The organism is Pantoea sp. X-Soil-ISGK-275 (genome assembly GCF_059730795.1).
In genome coordinates this window covers 2,812,666-2,830,829 of the sequence record NZ_AP035976.1, presented here as the reverse complement: position 1 = coordinate 2,830,829, position 18,164 = coordinate 2,812,666, and the positions used below count along the sequence as shown (strand labels likewise).

At 56.9% G+C, this 18,164-nt stretch carries 16 protein-coding genes; 11 read left to right on the top strand and 5 right to left on the bottom strand.

Going from position 1 to position 18,164, the window contains the following annotated elements; translation table 11 throughout:
• The first annotated feature begins 48 nt into the window (after positions 1–48).
• From fruB to fruA, 3 genes are read left to right on the top strand one after another with little or no spacing between them, the layout of a single operon-like run.
• Positions 49–1,179, top strand: coding sequence for a fused PTS fructose transporter subunit IIA/HPr protein (fruB, locus tag AC6I8A_RS13200; protein ID WP_256696915.1), 1,131 nt, complete (start codon positions 49–51; stop codon positions 1,177–1,179).
• Positions 1,176–2,114, top strand: coding sequence for a 1-phosphofructokinase (gene fruK, locus AC6I8A_RS13195; protein WP_256696914.1), 939 nt, complete (start codon positions 1,176–1,178; stop codon positions 2,112–2,114). The genes fruB and fruK overlap by 4 nt, the downstream gene beginning before the upstream one ends.
• 16 nt (positions 2,115–2,130) lie before the next feature.
• Complete coding sequence (gene fruA / locus AC6I8A_RS13190; RefSeq protein WP_497818643.1) at positions 2,131–3,828, top strand: PTS fructose transporter subunit IIBC; 1,698 nt, start codon at positions 2,131–2,133, stop codon at positions 3,826–3,828.
• A gap of 57 nt (positions 3,829–3,885) precedes the next feature.
• Here fruA and nfo read toward each other — a convergent pair whose 3' ends face one another.
• Together nfo and AC6I8A_RS13180 are read right to left on the bottom strand one after the other, a co-directional pair.
• The gene (gene nfo / locus AC6I8A_RS13185) at positions 3,886–4,731 is read right to left on the bottom strand and encodes a deoxyribonuclease IV (protein ID WP_008104999.1); all 846 of its coding nucleotides are present in this window, start codon (positions 4,729–4,731) and stop codon (positions 3,886–3,888) included.
• 56 nt (positions 4,732–4,787) lie between these two features.
• Positions 4,788–5,831 (bottom strand): YeiH family putative sulfate export transporter, encoded by a 1,044-nt coding sequence (locus tag AC6I8A_RS13180; protein ID WP_497818642.1) that lies wholly within the window; start codon positions 5,829–5,831, stop codon positions 4,788–4,790.
• Between the two features lie 139 nt (positions 5,832–5,970).
• Between AC6I8A_RS13180 and yieE the strand changes: the two genes are divergently transcribed.
• From yieE to AC6I8A_RS13160, 4 genes are all read left to right on the top strand, one after another.
• On the top strand, positions 5,971–6,837 hold the full coding sequence (yieE, locus tag AC6I8A_RS13175) for a DNA-binding transcriptional regulator YeiE (protein ID WP_256696911.1): 867 nt from the start codon (positions 5,971–5,973) through the stop codon (positions 6,835–6,837).
• A 136-nt stretch (positions 6,838–6,973) separates the two neighbouring features.
• Positions 6,974–8,440, top strand: a complete 1,467-nt coding sequence (locus AC6I8A_RS13170) for an amino acid permease (RefSeq protein ID WP_256696910.1) — start codon at positions 6,974–6,976, stop codon at positions 8,438–8,440.
• 162 nt (positions 8,441–8,602) lie between these two features.
• Entirely contained in the window at positions 8,603–9,682 is a 1,080-nt protein-coding gene (locus AC6I8A_RS13165; protein WP_154181553.1) for a FecCD family ABC transporter permease, read from the top strand.
• A complete protein-coding gene (locus AC6I8A_RS13160) occupies positions 9,682–10,467 on the top strand; it encodes an ABC transporter ATP-binding protein (protein ID WP_008104987.1) in 786 nt (261 codons plus the stop codon). The genes AC6I8A_RS13165 and AC6I8A_RS13160 overlap by 1 nt, the downstream gene beginning before the upstream one ends.
• A gap of 149 nt (positions 10,468–10,616) precedes the next feature.
• Here AC6I8A_RS13160 and fghA read toward each other — a convergent pair whose 3' ends face one another.
• The 3 genes from fghA to ptrR all read right to left on the bottom strand — a co-directional run bounded on the left by fghA (position 10,617) and on the right by ptrR (position 13,574).
• Positions 10,617–11,459 carry an S-formylglutathione hydrolase gene (fghA, locus tag AC6I8A_RS13155; protein WP_008104985.1) on the bottom strand — a complete coding sequence of 281 codons (843 nt, stop codon included), beginning with the start codon at positions 11,457–11,459 and terminating at the stop codon, positions 10,617–10,619.
• Between the two features lie 12 nt (positions 11,460–11,471).
• Positions 11,472–12,596, bottom strand: a complete 1,125-nt coding sequence (locus AC6I8A_RS13150) for an S-(hydroxymethyl)glutathione dehydrogenase/class III alcohol dehydrogenase (protein WP_064739274.1) — start codon at positions 12,594–12,596, stop codon at positions 11,472–11,474.
• A 66-nt stretch (positions 12,597–12,662) separates the two neighbouring features.
• Entirely contained in the window at positions 12,663–13,574 is a 912-nt protein-coding gene (ptrR, locus tag AC6I8A_RS13145; RefSeq protein WP_101763711.1) for a putrescine utilization regulator PtrR, read from the bottom strand.
• Positions 13,575–13,673: 99 nt separating this feature from the next.
• On the opposite strand from ptrR, the gene AC6I8A_RS13140 reads away from it, so the two are divergent.
• The 4 genes from AC6I8A_RS13140 to galS all read left to right on the top strand — a co-directional run bounded on the left by AC6I8A_RS13140 (position 13,674) and on the right by galS (position 17,981).
• Positions 13,674–14,801 (top strand): YbfB/YjiJ family MFS transporter, encoded by a 1,128-nt coding sequence (locus AC6I8A_RS13140; protein WP_497818641.1) that lies wholly within the window; start codon positions 13,674–13,676, stop codon positions 14,799–14,801.
• A 117-nt stretch (positions 14,802–14,918) separates the two neighbouring features.
• Positions 14,919–15,584, top strand: coding sequence for a GTP cyclohydrolase I FolE (gene folE, locus AC6I8A_RS13135; protein WP_497818640.1), 666 nt, complete (start codon positions 14,919–14,921; stop codon positions 15,582–15,584).
• A gap of 53 nt (positions 15,585–15,637) precedes the next feature.
• The gene (yeiB, locus tag AC6I8A_RS13130; protein WP_497818639.1) at positions 15,638–16,798 is read left to right on the top strand and encodes a DUF418 domain-containing protein YeiB; all 1,161 of its coding nucleotides are present in this window, start codon (positions 15,638–15,640) and stop codon (positions 16,796–16,798) included.
• A gap of 142 nt (positions 16,799–16,940) precedes the next feature.
• Positions 16,941–17,981 carry an HTH-type transcriptional regulator GalS gene (gene galS / locus AC6I8A_RS13125; protein ID WP_497818638.1) on the top strand — a complete coding sequence of 347 codons (1,041 nt, stop codon included), beginning with the start codon at positions 16,941–16,943 and terminating at the stop codon, positions 17,979–17,981.
• Positions 17,982–18,164 lie beyond the last annotated feature (183 nt).

Here is an 18,164-nt window from a genome sequence, read left to right as displayed (position 1 = left end):
TTTTCAACACCTAGCTGAAACGATTCAACACAGCAAGCGAGGAGAGATATGTTCCAGCTCGAAGTTCAGGCCATTCATACCGGTGCTAGCGCACAGAATAAAGAAGAGGCCATTCGTCAGGTTGCCGCTGCGTTGACCGCTGCGGGCAATGTGGCCGAAGGCTACGTTAACGGCATGCTGGCGCGCGAACAGCAAACCACCACTTTCCTGGGTAACGGGATTGCCATTCCGCACGGCACTACCGACACCCGCGACCTGGTACTGAAAACCGGTGTACAGGTTTATCAGTTCCCGCATGGCGTGGATTGGGGCGAGGGGCAAACAGCGTATGTGGCAATCGGTATTGCCGCCAAGTCTGATGAACACCTCGCGTTGCTGCGTCAGCTCACCCACGTCTTAAGCGACGACAGCATTGCTGAACAGCTGAAAACCGCCTCGGCGGAAGATCTACGTGCGCTGCTGATGGGCGAAAACCAGGCGGCAGAATTCAAATTCGATACCTCGCTGATTGCCGTTGATGTGGCGGCCAGCGATTTAATCACCTTACAGGCTCTGAACGCCGGTCGTCTGCAGACTGCTGGCGCGGTGGACGCGTCCTTTATTGCTGATGTGATTTCCCGCGCACCGCTAAGTCTGGGTCAGGGCATCTGGCTGAGCGACAGCGCCAACGGCAATCTCGGCAGCGCAGTGGCAGTCAGCCGCGCTGCTAGGCCATTCCAGCATCAGGGCGAAAACGTCGCGCTGTTGCTGACCGTGGCGGCTAACGATCAGCGTCCGCTGGAAGTGCTGGGCTACCTCAGCAACCTACTGTTGACCAACAAAGCTGAACGTCTGCTGAAGGCCGATGCAGCCGGGATTCTGGCGCTGCTGACCAGCGAAGTCGATGAAGCTGCCGAGCTGCTGACCGCTGAGTTCACCATCCGCAATGAACACGGTCTGCATGCGCGTCCGGGTACGGCGCTGGTTACCGTGATCAAACAGTTCAACAGCGATATCACCGTGACCAATCTCGATGGCAGCGGTAAACCGGCTAACGGCCGCAGCCTGATGAAAGTCGTCGCGCTGGGCGTGAAAAAAGGCCATCGCCTGCGCTTTACCGCCAGCGGTGATGATGCGCAGCAGGCGCTAAACGCGATTGAAGAAGCCATTAACGCCGGTTTAGGCGAGGGGGCAGCATGAGTCGTCGTGTCGCAACAATTACCTTAAACCCGGCTTACGATCTGGTCGGTTACACGCCAGAAATTGAGCACGGTGAAGTCAACCTGGTGAAAACCACCGGCCTGCACGCGGCGGGTAAGGGCATCAACGTTGCCAAGGTGCTGAAAGATCTTGGTATCGATGTCACCGTCGGCGGTTTCCTCGGTAAAGAGAATCAGGACGGCTTTCAGCAGCTGTTCAGCGAGCTCGGCATTGCTAACCGTTTTCAGGTGGTGCAGGGCCGTACGCGTATCAACGTCAAGCTGACCGAAAAAGATGGCGATGTGACCGACCTGAATTTCTCTGGCTTTGAGGTCACCGCGCAGGATTGGGAGCGCTTCACCGCTGATTCACTCACCTGGCTGGGCCAGTTCGACATGGTGTGCGTCAGCGGCAGCTTGCCAGCCGGCGTGGCGCCAGAAGCGTTCACTAAATGGATGAGCGATCTGCGCACGCTGTGCCCTTGCATCATCTTCGACAGCAGCCGCGAAGCGCTGGTTGCCGGTCTGAAAGCCGCGCCGTGGCTGGTGAAACCGAATCGCCGCGAGCTGGAGATTTGGGCTGGTCGCAAATTGCCTGCGCTGCAGGACGTGATCGGTGCTGCACATGAACTGCGTGAGCAAGGTATTGCGCACGTGGTGATTTCTCTCGGTGCGGAAGGCGCGCTGTGGGTGAATGCCTCCGGCGAATGGATCGCCAAACCGCCCGCTTGCGAAGTGGTCAGCACCGTGGGTGCCGGCGATTCGATGGTCGGCGGCCTGATTTACGGCTTGCTGATGCGTGAATCCAGCGAGCACACGCTGCGTCTGGCGACGGCAGTGGCGGCGATGGCCGTCAGCCAAAGCAACGTTGGCGTTAAAGATCGTACCCAGTTGGCCGCGATGATGGCGCGCGTCGACTTACAACCCGTTAACTAACAGCAGGAGAGCGATAATGAAAACGCTGCTGATAAAAGATTCTTCACTGGGACTGGCTTCAGGACATCTGGCGCTGGAACGTTTACGCGCGACGGCGGCACAAGCCGGACTGAAGCTGACCGATAATGCCGCCGAAGCGGAACTGGTGCTGGTTGCTGGTCATAATGCGCCGCACGACGCAGAGCTGGCGGGTAAATCGCTGGCGCTGGTGGATGTGCAGCAAGCGCTGCGCGATCCGCTGGCGGCAATCAATCAAGCCAAAGCAAGTGCCAAAACCTGGCAGCCTGTTGCTGCAACCGCTGCCGCGCCAGTGGCGGCGCAGAGCGGTGGTCAGAAACGTATTGTGGCGGTGACCGCTTGCCCTACTGGCGTTGCGCACACCTTTATGGCTGCCGAAGCTATTCAGGCCGAAGCGACTAAGCGTGGCTGGTGGGTGAAAGTCGAAACCCGTGGTTCTGTGGGCGCTGGCAACGCGATTACGCCAGAAGAAGTGGCGGCAGCCGATCTGGTCATCGTCGCGGCGGATATCGATGTGGATCTGGCGAAATTTGCCGGTAAGCCGATGTACCGCACCTCAACCAGTCTGGCGCTGAAGAAAACCGCGCAGGAGCTGGATAAAGCGCAGGCTAAAGCGAAAACCTATCAGCCGAGCGGCAATCAGGCGGCCAGCGCACAGGGCGACAGCAAAGAGAAAGCCGGTGCCTATCGTCACCTGCTGACCGGCGTGTCCTACATGCTGCCAATGGTGGTCGCGGGTGGTTTGAGCATCGCGTTGTCATTCGCCTTTGGTATCACCGCATTTAAAGAGCCGGGCACGTTAGCGGCTGCACTGATGCAGATTGGTGGCGGCAGCGCCTTTGCGCTGATGGTGCCCGTTTTGGCCGGTTTTATTGCCTTCTCGATTGCGGATCGTCCGGGTCTGACGCCAGGTTTGATTGGCGGCATGATCGCCACCAGCATTAACGCCGGTTTCCTTGGCGGCATCATCGCCGGTTTCATTGCCGGTTACGCCGCGAAGATGCTCAGCAGCAAAGTAAAACTGCCGCAGAGTATGGAAGCGCTGAAACCGATTCTGATCATTCCGCTGGTAGCGAGTTTGATAACCGGTTTGCTGATGATTTACGTGGTTGGTAAGCCGGTTGCTGGCATCATGACTGGCCTGACAACCTGGCTGGCAAACATGGGTACGGCGAACGCTGTGCTGCTGGGCGCGATTCTCGGTGGCATGATGTGTACCGACATGGGCGGTCCGGTGAACAAAGTGGCTTATGCATTTGGTGTTGGTCTGCTCAGTTCACAAACCTACGCACCGATGGCGGCCATTATGGCAGCCGGTATGGTGCCACCGCTGGCGATGGGTCTGGCGACGATTGTTGCGCGTCGTAAGTTCAACAAAGGTCAGCAGGAAGGCGGTAAAGCGGCGCTGGTGCTCGGTCTGTGCTTCATCTCTGAAGGTGCCATTCCGTTTGCAGCGCGTGACCCAATGCGTGTACTACCGTGCTGTATCATTGGCGGCGCGGTAACCGGTGCGATTTCCATGGCGATTGGCGCGAAACTGATGGCACCGCACGGTGGCCTGTTCGTTCTGCTGATTCCAGGCGCGATTACCCCAGTGTTGGGTTATCTGATGGCGATTGTGATTGGTACTGCGGTGGCAGGCCTTGGCTACGCCATCCTGAAACGTCCGGAAGAAGAGCTGGTAAAAGCAGCGTAATCTTCGCCAGACATGAAAAAGGGAGCTTCGGCTCCCTTTTTGTTTTTTATCAGATAATTAACCCTGCTGCTCTGACTTCAGCCACGCAATTTCATCCTTCCAGATATCCGGATTGATGGTTTCCAGAATCATTGGAATGCCGTCAAAACGCTTATCCTTCATCAGCCAGCTAAATGCGGTTTTGCCGATATTGCCTTCACCCAAACTGTGATGGCGGTCGACGCGACTGCCCAGCGTGCTCTTGGCATCATTCAGGTGCATCCCGCGCAGATACTGGAAACCGACGATGCGCTCAAAATCGCTAAACGTCTCAGCGCAGGCTTCTTCGGTACGCAGATCGTAACCACCCGCAAAGGCGTGGCAGGTATCAATGCACACGCCAACGCGCGACTTATCTTCCACATGCTCAATAATGGTGGCGAGATGCTCGAAGCGAAAACCGAGGTTGCTGCCCTGACCGGCGGTGTTTTCGATCACCGCCACCACGCTGCTGGTTTTATCCAGCGCGATGTTGATCGATTCGGCGATACGCTTGAGGCACGCTTCTTCATCAATTTGCTTAAGATGGCTGCCGGGATGGAAGTTCAGCAAGGTCAAGCCCAGCTGCTCGGCACGTTGCATCTCATCGAGGAAAGCTTCGCGCGATTTCTCCAGGGCTTCCATCACCGGATGGCCAAGGTTAATCAGATAGCTATCGTGCGGCAGGATCTGCGCAGAGGTGAAGTTGTAACGATCGCAGGCGGTTTTAAACGCATCGATCACTTCCCCAGACAGCGGTGCTGCTTTCCATTGGCGCTGATTTTTGGTGAACAAAGCAAACGCGGTGGCTTCGAGTTCGTGGGCACGGATAACTGCCTGGTCCACGCCGCCTGATGCACTGACGTGTGCGCCGATATATTTCATGCCGCTCTCCTGATTGGGCGATTGCTACTGCAAAACGCCCACTATAGCGGATGCGATTACGCCATGAAATGTTGCACCAGCACATTGAGTGCGCCGCCACCGAGAATTAACCAGCCAAACACCACCAATCCTAGCAGCAGCGGTTTCAAACCGGCCTGCTTTAAGGCACTGAAACGTGTGGTTAAACCCAGCGCCGCCATCGCCATCGCCAGCAGCAGATTCGCCAGCTGATTCAACGTACTAATCACATTGGCAGGTAATAGATGAAGCGAGTTAAACAGCGCAACAACAATAAACAGCAGCGCGAACCACGGGAAACTGATCGCTTGTTGCTGCGCGCTGTGACGACGCTGACGCTTCAGCCAACTGCCCAGAATCAGCAAGAAGGGCGCTAACATCATCACGCGCAGCATTTTGGCAATCACCGCACTATTTTCAGTTTCTGCGCCCATCGCATGTCCAGCAGCGACAACCTGTGCCACTTCATGCAGCGTCGATCCGGTGAAGATGCCGAAATGTTCTGCACTGACAGTCGGCAGTAGCGACCACAACAGCGGATACAGCACGATGCCAACGGTGCCAAACAGCACCACGGTGGCAACCGCTACCGCGACTTTTGACGGTGCAGCTTTAACGATAGGTTCACTCGCCAGCACCGCCGCCGCGCCGCAAATGCTGCTGCCCGCACCAATTAGCCACACGGTTTCGCGATCCATCTTCAGCAAACGAATGCCGATAAAACAGGTCAGCAGGAAAGTGGAGCTGAGAACCATCACATCAATCAATACGCCGCTCAGACCGACATCAGCAATCTGCTGCAAGGTAATACGAAAGCCATACAAGATGATGCCGAGGCGCAGCAAGCGCTGTTTCGCCAGCAGCACGCCGCTGTCACAGGCCCCAGCAATCTGCGGATAAAGGGTGTTACCGAGCACGATGCCCAAAATAATCGCTAACGTCAGCGCACCGAATCCGGCACCGGCCAGCCACGACTGATTGCCAAGCCACGCCGCGATTCCGGCAATCGCGACAGTCAGCAGCAAACCCGGCAGCCAGTGATGTAGATGAAACGGGGTTTTATTCACGCTTAGCTCAGCCATACTTTTTCTCCTGTAGGGGCGCCATTTATGGCGACCTTCTAACATTCAATCTCTGCCTCAAGCGTGCGCCGCACTGGTATAAAAGTAAAATTGATAATATCTTTATAATTAACCAGAATAAGTAATATGCGAGGAACACATGCACATCACGTTGCGTCAGATTGAAGTGTTTACCGAAGTGCTGAAAAGCGGCTCGACGACGCAGGCTTCGCAAGTGCTGGCGCTGTCGCAGTCGGCGGTGAGCGCCGCGTTAGCGGATTTGGAAAACCAGCTTGGCGTGCAGCTGTTTGACCGCGTCGGGAAGCGGCTGGTGGTGAATGAGCATGGCCGTTTGCTCTATCCGCGCGCCGTGGGTTTGATGGAGCAGGCGGGTGAAATCGAACAGCTGTTTAAAGAAGATAACGGCGCGATTCGCCTGTTCGCCAGCAGCACCATCGGTAACTACCTGCTGCCCGGCATGATCGCTGCCTATCGCCGTGATTTTCCCGCGCTGCCGCTCGAGCTCAGCGTCGGCAACAGCCAGGATGCGATTAATGCGGTGGCGGATTTTCGCGTCGATATCGGCTTGATAGAAGGTCCATGTCACGAGCTGGATATTATCAGCGAGCCGTGGCTGGAAGATGAGCTGGTGGTCTTTGCCGCGCCGGATGCTGCCATCCTGCAACAGCCGATTACGCTGGAAACACTCGCCGCCGCGCCGTGGATTCTGCGCGAGCGCGGCTCAGGTACGCGTGAGATCGTTGATTATCTGCTGCTGTCGCATCTGCCACAGTTTCAGCTCGGCATGGAGTTGGGCAACTCAGAGGCGATTAAACATGCGGTGCGTCACGGCATGGGCATCAGCTGTTTGTCGCGGCGGGTGATTGAAGATCTGCTGGAAGCCGGCACGCTGGTGGAAGTAGTGATCCCGCTGCCGCGTCTGACGCGTACGCTGTATCGCATCCATCATCGGCAGAAGCATGTCTCCAAAGCGTTGAGCCGTTTCCTGTCGTATTGCCGCGAATAATCGCAGCGCTCAACACGCTGCGGCTAATAATTCCTGGCCGATCATGAAGGTAACTAATAACCCGACGTGAATGCTATACAGCTTGGGGCTAGCTGCTACAATCTCGCCTCATTTTTATCCAGCATAGCGTTTACACATGCATAATGACTCAAAAACAACACAACAACCTGGATTGCGCCGTGAATTAAAAGCGCGTCATCTCACCATGATCGCCATTGGCGGCTCCATCGGTACCGGCCTGTTTGTCGCCTCGGGTGCCACCATTTCTCAGGCCGGACCTGGCGGCGCGCTGCTCTCCTATGCGCTGATTGGCCTGATGGTCTACTTCCTGATGACCAGCCTCGGCGAACTCGCGGCATTTATGCCGGTTTCTGGCTCTTTCTCCACCTACGGTTCGAAATACGTTGAAGAAGGCTTCGGCTTCGCGCTGGGCTGGAACTATTGGTACAACTGGGCGGTCACCATCGCCGTTGACCTCGTCGCCTCGCAGCTCGTCATGAACTACTGGTTCCCGGACACGCCCGGTTGGATCTGGAGCGCACTGTTCCTTGGCCTGATGTTCCTGCTCAATTACATCTCCGTAAAAGGCTTCGGCGAAGCGGAATACTGGTTCTCACTGATCAAAGTGACCACCGTCATCATCTTTATTGTGGTGGGCGTGCTGATGATCACCGGCATTCTGCGTGGCGCAGAAAACGCGGGCTGGCACAACTGGACCGTGGGTGAAGCGCCGTTTGCCGGTGGATTTGCCGCGATGATTGGCGTAGCGATGATCGTCGGCTTCTCCTTCCAGGGCACCGAACTGATCGGTATCGCAGCCGGTGAATCTGAGGATCCGGCGAAGAACATTCCGCGCGCGGTGCGTCAGGTGTTCTGGCGAATTCTGCTGTTCTATATCTTCGCCATTCTGATCATCAGCCTGATCCTGCCGTACACCGATCCGAAGCTGCTGCATAACGACGTCACCGATATCGCCATCAGCCCGTTCACGCTGGTGTTCCAGAATGCCGGACTGCTCTCGGCAGCAGCGGTGATGAACGCGGTGATTCTGACGGCGGTGCTGTCGGCGGGTAACTCCGGCATGTACGCCTCAACGCGCATGCTGTTCAACCTGGCACGTGAAGGCAAAGCGCCACGCATTTTCGGCAAGCTGTCGAAAGGTGGCGTGCCGCGTAACGCGCTGATTGCCACCACCGTGGTGGCGGGATTGTGCTTCCTGAGCTCGAAATTTGGTAACCAGGAAGTCTACCTGTGGCTGCTCAACACTTCGGGTATGACCGGCTTTATCGCCTGGTTGGGTATCGCCATCAGCCATTACCGTTTCCGTCGCGGTTATATCGCGCAGGGTCATAGCCTTGCCGATTTGCCATACCGTTCGGGCTTCTTCCCGCTGGGACCGATCTTCGCCTTTATTCTGTGTCTGATCATCACGCTGGGGCAGAACTATCAGGCGTTCCTTGCCGACCGCATTGATTGGTATGGCGTCGCCGCAACCTATATTGGTCTGCCGCTGTTCCTGGTGATTTGGTTGGGTTACAAGCTGACACGCGGCTCGCGCTTCGTGAAATACAGCGAGATGGAATTCCCGACGTTTAAAGAGTGATTGTTGTACGAAGGTCGCCATAAATGGCGATACGACAATCCTGGAAAGTGCGCAATTATGCGCACTTTTTTTTGGATTTTGTTACTCAGATTGAATTGATAATTATTATCACCTGCACTATTGTGGCTGCCGTTATGATTTCGACAAGAAACGGGTAGAACAATGCGTACCACCGACGCCACGCTGCTGGCGGAAAACGGCCTCGAAACCGATACCATCACACATTATCGTCAGGTATTGCGCCAGCGACTGTTGTTAATTGGCGTGCTGGTGCTGGCGATACTGGCCTCAGTGATTCTGGATTTCACGCTCGGCCCGGCTGGGCTCTCCCTCGATACCTTATGGCAAACGCTGACCCATCCCGATGCGGTCGATGCAGGTACGCGCGTGATTGTCTGGGATATCCGTTTACCTTACGCCTTGATGGCGGTGGTGGTGGGCTTCTCGCTTGGCCTTGCCGGTGCAGAGATGCAAACCATTCTGAATAACCCCCTTGCCAGCCCGTTTACGCTCGGCGTCTCGTCAGCGGCGGCCTTTGGTGCGGCGCTGGCGATCATTCTCGGCATCGGCATTCCGGGCGTACCGGATCAGTGGTTTATCTCCGCCAACGCCTTTGTGTTTGCGCTGTTTGCCGCCTTGATGCTGGATGGCGTGACGCGCTGGACCAAAGTCTCAACCTCTGGCGTGGTGCTGTTTGGTATCGCGCTGGTGTTCACCTTCAACGCATTAGTGTCGATGATGCAGTTCATCGCCAGCGAAGATACCTTGCAGGGCTTGGTGTTCTGGACCATGGGCAGTCTCGCACGCGCGTCGTGGGAAAAGCTCGGCGTGTTAACCGCCGCCTTTGCCATCCTGATTCCGTTCTCGATGCTCAGCAGCTGGAAGCTGACCGCGCTGCGCCTCGGCGAAGATCGCGCGGTCAGCTTTGGTATCGACGTGCGCCGTCTGCGCCTGGCGACACTGCTGCGCATCAGTATTCTCTCCGCGCTGGCGGTGGCCTTTGTCGGTCCGATTGGCTTTATCGGTCTGGTCGCGCCGCATATTGCACGCATGATGTTTGGTGAAGATCACCGCTATTACCTGCCAGCCAGCGCGCTGGTCGGTGCGCTGGTGCTGTCGCTGGCCTCGGTGGCGTCGAAAAACCTGATTCCCGGCGTGATCATTCCGGTGGGGATTGTGACGTCGCTGGTCGGCGTGCCGTTCTTCCTCAGCATTATTCTGCGTCATCGGGGGACGGTGTAATGGAACAGGGATTACGTCTGAGTCATTTCTCCGCCGGTTACCCGAAGCGCAAGGTGATTGAAGATCTTAACGTGCCGGAACTGCCGCAGGGCAAAATCACCGTGTTGCTCGGCCCCAACGGCTGCGGCAAATCAACGCTGCTGCGCGCGCTGGCTGGTCTCGGCAAAGGGCAGGGCGAGCTGTGGCTGAACGGTGAAGAGCTGATGGGCCAGCCGTTTGCGCGTCGGGCGCAGCGCGTGGTTTATCTGCCGCAAAGTTTGCCAGCGGGCGTGCATCTGCACGTGCTGGAGTCGATTATCGTGGCGCAGCGCGCGTCGGGTGGCTTACACAGCGCCTCGAGCGAAGCGGAGATCATGCATCTGCTCGAGCAACTCGGCATCGCGCATTTAGCCATGCGCTATCTCGATCAGCTGTCGGGCGGACAGAAGCAGTTGGTTGGCCTGGCGCAATCGCTGATTCGTCGCCCGGAACTGCTGCTGCTGGATGAACCGCTCAGCGCGCTGGACCTTAACTACCAGTTCCACGTGATGGATCTGGTACGTCGTGAAACCCGACTGCGCAATATTGTGACGGTGGTGGTGGTGCACGATATCAACATCGCGCTGCGTCATGCGGATCACGCGCTGATGCTGAAGGATGGCAATCTACTGGCGGACGGCGAGCCATCGCAGGTGATTACGCCAGAGACGCTGGCGCAGGTGTATGGCGTGCGCGGCCGTATCGAGCACTGCTCACGCGGCATGCCGCAAGTGATGATCGACGGGCTGGCGGAGACGTTGGTTTAGCTAAGTAGGTGCACGCTGTCCCCCATCCCGGCCTTCCCCCATAAATGGGGGAAGGAGACGCTGCCACATGCAGCTTCAATACTCATATATGGCAGCATCTTCCTCCCCCATTGATGGGGGAGGACCGAGGAGGGGGACAGCCAGCACAATTACACCAACAAATGCTTCGCGTGGAAACGCAGATGGTCTTCCACGAAGCTGGCGATAAAGAAATAGCTATGGTCGTAACCCGGCTGAATGCGTAACTCCAGCGGGAAACCTTGCTCACGCGCCACGGCTTCCAGTCGCTCTGGACGCAGTTGATCGGCGAGGAACTGGTCGCTATCCCCTTGATCAATCAGAATCGGCAAGCGCTGTTCCACGTCACGCATCAACAGGCAGCTATCCCATTCACGCCACGTCTGACGATCTTCACCCAGATAAGCGGCAAAGGCCTTCTGGCCCCACGGCACTTCGGTCGGATTGACGATCGGCGCGAAAGCCGAAGCAGACGCAAAACGCCCGCCGAGACGCAGTGCCAGCACCAGCGCACCGTGTCCGCCCATCGAATGCCCCATCACCGACTGACGATCGCTCAGCTTAAAGTTATCCGCCACCAGCTCCGGCAACTCGCTGCTGAGGTAATCGAACATGCGGAAGTTCGCCGCCCACGGCTGCTGCGTGGCGTTGAGGTAGAAACCTGCGCCCTGGCCGAGATCGTAACCGCTGTCGTTCGCCACCTCGTCACCGCGCGGGCTGGTGTCCGGCATAATCAGCACCAAACCCAGCTCCGCAGCAACGCGCTGTGCACCGGCTTTGGTGGTGAAGTTCTCATCGCTGCAGGTCAACCCAGCGAGAAACCACACCACCGGCGGCGGCGCGTCACTCTGCGGCGGCGGCAGAAAAATGCTGAAGGTCATCGGACAGTTCAGCACCGCCGACTGATGACGCCAGCGCTGCTGCCAGCCACCAAAGATGCGATGCTCTTCTAACAGCTCCAAAGTGGAAGCCATAACGTCTCCTGATTACTTAGTAAAATGCACCACCGTACGAATTGATTTCCCTTCATGCATCAGATCAAAGGCGTCGTTAATCTCTTCCAGCGGCAGGTTATGGGTGATGAAATCGTTCAGCGCGAATTTACCGTCGAGGTAATCCTGCACGATACCCGGCAGCTGTGAACGGCCTTTCACGCCACCAAACGCGGAACCACGCCATACGCGACCGGTCACCAGCTGGAATGGACGGGTAGAAATCTCCTGGCCTGCGCCAGCCACGCCGATGATCACCGATTCGCCCCAACCTTTGTGGCAGCACTCCAGCGCCGAACGCATCACGTTGACGTTTCCGATGCACTCGAAGGAGAAATCGACGCCACCGTCGGTGAGTTCAACGATCACATCCTGAATCGGCTTATCGTGATCTTTCGGGTTGATCAGATCGGTTGCACCCAGTTTGCGCGCCAGATCGAATTTACTGGTGTTGAGATCGATACCAATGATGCGGCCGGCTTTCGCCATTTTCGCGCCAATGATCGCTGACAAACCAATGCCGCCGAGGCCGAAGATCGCCACGGTATCGCCTTCTTTCACTTTAGCGGTATTCATCACCGCGCCCATGCCGGTGGTGACGCCGCAGCCCAGCAGGCACACTTCTTCCAGTGGCGCTTCTTTGCTGATCACCGCCAGCGAGATTTCCGGAACCACGGTGTATTCAGAGAAAGTTGAAGTGCCCATGTAGTGGAAAATCGGCTTGCCGTCTTTGAAGAAGCGGGTGGTGCCGTCTGGCATCAAACCTTTGCCCTGGGTGGCGCGAATTGCCTGACACAGGTTGGTTTTGCCAGAGAGACAGAACTTACACTTGCCGCACTCTGGGGTGTAAAGCGGAATCACGTGGTCGCCGACAGCCACGCTGGTCACGCCTTCACCAACCGCTTCCACCACGCCGCCACCTTCGTGGCCGAGGATCGCCGGGAATACGCCTTCCGGATCTTGTCCAGATAAGGTGTAAGCATCGGTGTGGCACACGCCGGTGGCCACGATGCGCACCAGCACTTCACCTTTTTGTGGTGGCATCAGATCCACTTCTTCGATTTTCAGCGGTTCGCCAGCTGCCCAGGCAACGGCGGCGCGGGTTTTGATCATGTTCATGCAATCCCTCTTCCTATAGATGCGGGACAAAAGCCCCGATGGTCGTGATGTCGATAAAACAGAAACTCACTCGGCAACGTGCAGCGGATGCCGCAACTCGTCGTTAACCGGGCGATCGTCAAACAGTTCAATAATCAAATACTTCAGCGCTTCCACGTTGGGGGTAAACGCATCGCGCCGCCACATCAGCCAGGTGGCGGTATCGCGGTAAGCGGGCGGTAACGCATGTTCCTGCACACGTGCGCGCGCCGGCATTTGCGCCAGCACCGAGGCGGGAATCATCGCCACGCCCGCGCCACCGGCCACGCATGCTACCATCGCGTGATAGGACTGAATCTCCATCACGCTGCTAGGCGCGGTCTGGCTTTCGCGATACCAGGCTTCCAGCTTGGTGCGGTAGGAACAGCTATTGCGGAAAGCAAACAGCGTGTCGCCTTGTACATCGCGCGCGCTGGCAATCGGCGCATGTTCCGGGCTGGTGATCAGCACCATCTGCTCGTTAAAGGCAATGCAGCCGTTGAGATCGTCGTGCGCCACCGGGCCATCCACCAGCGCGGCAGCCAGCGTACCTTCACGCACCTTGTCGATGATTTCACCGGAGGTATTGGTGATCAGCGACAGCTCCACAGCCGGAAAACGCTGGTGATAGGCCGCCAACAGCGCGGGCAGCCGCGTCGCGGCGGTGCTCTCCATCGAACCAAGTGCGAAATTACCGCCCGGCTCACCGGCGCGCGCCATATTCAGCGCTTCATCGCTCAGCGCCAGGATGCGCTGCGCATAGTTGAGGAAATTGTGGCCCATTGGCGACAAACGAATGCGTTGCTTCTCACGAATAAACAGATCAACGCCAATTTCATCTTCCAGCTGGCGCAGACGCGTGGTGAGATTGGAAGGTACGCGATGGAGTTGCTCGGCGGCACGCGCCAGCGAACCGGATTCGGCGACGGAGCAAAACATGCGGAGCTGTACTAAATCCATATTCTCTTCTCGTAAACAACTTGGTTAGTATTATTCACTTTCCGTGAGTTTAAACGTCATGCATGCTAGTGACAAGTGATAAAACATCCTGAGGTCGGTATGGCGTTTCGTGTCGCGCTGAGCGCGTTCTTAAGTTTAGTGGTTGCAATGGGGATTGGGCGATTTGCTTTCACGCCGCAGGTTCCACTGATGATTCATGACCATCAACTGACGCTCACCAGCGCCAGTCTGGTGGCAGCACTCAACTATCTCGGTTATCTGTTTGGCTCTTTTGATGCGATGCGTGCGCGCAAACGCGTCGAGTGGCGCTTACAGGCGGGCGTGTGGGGCGCGGTGATATTAACGCTGCTGTCGGCCTGCGTTAGCGGTCCGTGGTTACATGGCCTGATTCGTTTCCTGATTGGCTGGGCCAGCGGCTGGGCCATGGTGTTGCTGGCGGCATGGGCCAGCGATCAGCTGCATCATCATGGTCGTCCAGGCTTGCTGGCAGCGGTGTTTGCCGGCCCCGGCACCGGCATCTTTATCAGCGGCATGCTGGCCGTAGCGCTGCATGCCAGCGGCGTCAGCGCCGCCTTTGCGTGGGCGGCGTATGGTTTGCTGGCGCTGTTGTTGATTGGCGCGATTGCACGTTTTCTGCCGCGTACCGGCCAATTGCACCGTCCCAATCAAGCCGCATCGCCGCTGGTGCTGAATGGCGATCTCAAGCGCTTAGTAATGAGCTACAGCCTTGCAGGATTTGGCTACATTCTGCCCGCCACCTTTCTGTCGCAAATGGCGGCGGCGCGTTTTCCTGACAGCGCCTTTGCCCAGTTTGTCTGGCCGGTGTTTGGCGGCGCGGCGGTGATCGGCATCGTGTTGGGCATCCTGACGCGTCGCTGGGGCAGCAGCCATGCGCGTTTAGCAATGGTGCTGTGGGCGCAGGCATTGGGCGTTATCGCCGCGATTGTGCTGCCAGGTTTAAACGGTCTGATGCTGGGCGCCGCACTGATTGGCGGCGGCTTCCTGTGCGTGGTGCAACTGACGCTGCAATATGGTCGTGAGCTGGCACCGCAGCATGCGCGCTATCTTGCCGGTTTGCTCACCAGCGGATATGCGGTTGGGCAGCTGGCCGGTCCGCTGCTGTCGTGGATTTCCAGCATGCTGTGGCATCAACTGGAACCGGCGCTGTGGGTGGCGGGCGCCAGTTTAATCGTTGCCGGGATGCTGGTTTTACGTCGCCGCACGTGATGAAAAGCTTATCGGAATGATTACTGGATTAAGGGCGCGGAGTATTTCACAATACGCGCTCAGAATTTCCCCCGTGGGCGAAGACCCGCGGGCGCATCACCTGCCGGAGAAGAGTAAATGAGTATCTTAAGTCAGGAAGCCGCCCTGGTTCACGAAGCGCTGTTGGCGCGTGGTCTGGAAACGCCGTTACGCGCCCCGGTGCGTGAAATGGATGACGACGCACGTAAACGCGAAATTGCCGGCCACATGACGCAAATCATGCAGTTGCTGAACCTGGATCTGGAAGATGACAGCCTGATGGAGACGCCGCACCGCATCGCCAAGATGTATGTGGATGAGATTTTCTCAGGTCTGGATTACGCCAACTTCCCGAAAATCACCGTCATCGAAAACAAGATGAAAGTGGATGAGATGGTGACCGTGCGCGATATCACGCTGACCAGCACCTGCGAACACCACTTTGTGATTATCGATGGCAAAGCCACCGTGGCGTATATCCCGAAAGAGAAAGTGATCGGCCTGTCGAAAATCAACCGTATCGTGCAGTTCTTCGCCCAGCGTCCGCAGGTGCAAGAGCGCCTGACGCAGCAAGTGCTGGTGGCGCTGCAAACACTGCTGGGCACCACCAACGTAGCGGTGTCGATTGATGCGGTGCATTACTGCGTGAAAGCGCGTGGCGTGAAAGATGCCACCAGCGCCACCACCACCACCTCGCTGGGCGGCTTGTTCAAATCCAGCCAGAACACGCGCCAGGAGTTTTTGCGCGCGGTTCGCCACAGCTAATCTTTCTGGGCGACAGCCTGTCGCCCGATTTCCTCTCTCCGTCAGGGCACTCGATGCAACGCTATCTCGCGCTGGATTTCATTCGTGGTTGCGCCATTCTCGGCATCTTGCTGCTCAACATTGTCGGCTTTGCCTTGCCATCGGCGGCCTATCTCAATCCGGCGTGGCGCGGAGAGGCATTAACGTCTGATGCCTGGACGTGGGCGATCATGGATGGCCTGGCGCAGCTGAAATTCCTCACGCTGTTTGCCTTGCTGTTTGGTGCCGGTCTTTACATGCAGGCGCCGCGCGGCAGCCGCTGGATGTCGGCGCGTCTGACGCTGCTGGTGCTGCTCGGTTTCATTCACGGCATCTTTTTCTGGGAAGGCGATATCCTGCTGGATTACGGCCTGATTGGGCTGATTATCTGGCGCATGCTGCGTGATGTGCCGTCCGACCGCGCGCTGTTACAAACCGGCGCATTACTCTATTTGGTCGGCTGTGGCGTGTTGGTGGTATTCGGCTTAATTTCCAGCCCCAATCCAACGAATTCCTGGCTGCCGGGCGCGGCGGAGCTGCAATATGAAAGCTACTGGAAACTGCTCGGCGGTTGGGAAGCGGTGCAGAATCGGCTGGATCACCTGTCATCCGGCTTAATGGCGCTGGCGTCACAATATGGCTGGCAACTGGCGGGGTTGATGTTGATTGGTGCGGCATTGATGCGCAGCGGCTGGCTGAGCGGGCAATTCAGCGTGGAGCATTATCGCCGTGCGGCGGCGCTGCTGCTCACTATCGGCTGGCTGATCGCCATTCCCGGCATCGCCGCGCAGTGGATGATTGGCTGGGAATTCCGCTGGACCGGTTTCTTCCTACAGGTGCCGCGCGATCTTGCCAGCCCGTTTATCAGCCTCGGTTATGCCGCACTTTGTCTGGGATTCTGGCCGCACATTGCGTCATCGCGCATCAGTTACGCCATTCAATGCGTTGGCCGCATGGCATTGAGCAATTACCTGTTACAGACGCTGATTTGCACCACGCTGTTCTACCGTTTCAACCTGTTCCTCAAGTTTGACCGCCTGCAGCTGCTGGCCTTTGTACCGGCTATCTGGCTGGTTAATATCCTGTTTTCCGTGCTGTGGCTGCGCGTCTTCCCGCAGGGGCCAATGGAGTGGATCTGGCGCAAACTGACGCGTCTTGCTGCTGGAAAATCTGACCCTTCCTCCTCGCTCAGATAATGATGTTCATCACAAAGGTTGCAGAATTGTATGTAACCGTTTTCACTGATGTGACGTGATTCACGTAGTCGTGCCAGATGCCCTGACAGAATAGCGCCGTTACGCGCTTGTCGCGCATTTTCAGCCTTTGTGGAACAGCTGCATGATAACGATTCGTGATGTCGCCCGTCAGGCCGGTGTGTCAGTAGCCACCGTGTCACGTGTGCTCAATAACAGCAGTGCAGTCACCGCCGATACCCGTGAAGCCGTGCTGGCCGCCGTTGACGCGTTAGGCTATCGCCCGAACGCCAACGCGCAGGCGTTGGCCACGCAAATCAGTGACACCATTGGCGTGGTGGTGATGGATGTTTCCGATCCCTTCTTTGGCGCGCTGGTGAAAGCGGTCGATACCGTGGCGCAGCGCGTGCATAAACACGTGTTAATCAGTAACTCCTGGCATCAGGAAGAGAAAGAACGTCACGCAATTGAGGTGCTGATACGTCAACGTTGCAACGCATTGGTGGTGCACGCGAAAACGCTTTCAGACGCTGAACTGACGCAGTTTATGGATCAGGTTCCGGGTATGGTCTTGATTAACCGTACAATTCCCGGTTATGAACACCGCTGCGTCTGCCTGGATAATGTCACCGGTGCTCAGGTAGCGACGCGCATGTTGTTACAACAGGGACATCAACGCATTGGCTTCCTCAGCTCCAGTCATCCGATTGAGGATGTGACGCAACGACGCGAAGGCTGGCTGCAGGCCTTGTCAGAGCAGGGAATTCGCCCGCAGGAGTCATGGATTGCGCATGCTGAACCTGACATGCAAGGCGGCGAAGCAGCGATGGTGGAATTACTTGGCCGTAACTTACATTTAACAGCGGTGTTTTCCTACAATGACGGCATGGCAGCGGGTGCATTGACCGCTTTAAAGGACAACGGCATCCAGGTTCCACAGCATTTCTCTGTCATTGGCTTTGATGACATTCCCATCTCACGTTACACCGATCCACAGTTAACTACGGTCCGTTATCCTATTGTTTCTATGGCAAAACTTGCCACTGAGCTGGCGCTGAAAGGTGCTGTTGGTGAGCTGGATATCAATGCATCACACTGCTTTATGCCCACGCTGGTACGTCGCCATTCTGTCGCCCAGCGGCAAATTGTGGAGTCGGTCACTAATTCAGGCGATAGCTCAGTGTAACCGTTTCCAATCTGTGATTGCATTCACAGTTAATTAACATGCCGCTCACTATGATGGCAGCGTCTTACCGGACTGAAACATCATGTAACGCTGAGAAATCCACTTCCCAGCCGGTTTCAGTAGCCGATTGAAATAGTTCACAACACTCTTCAGGAAGCGTTTACCTACAGGGAAGTCAGGATT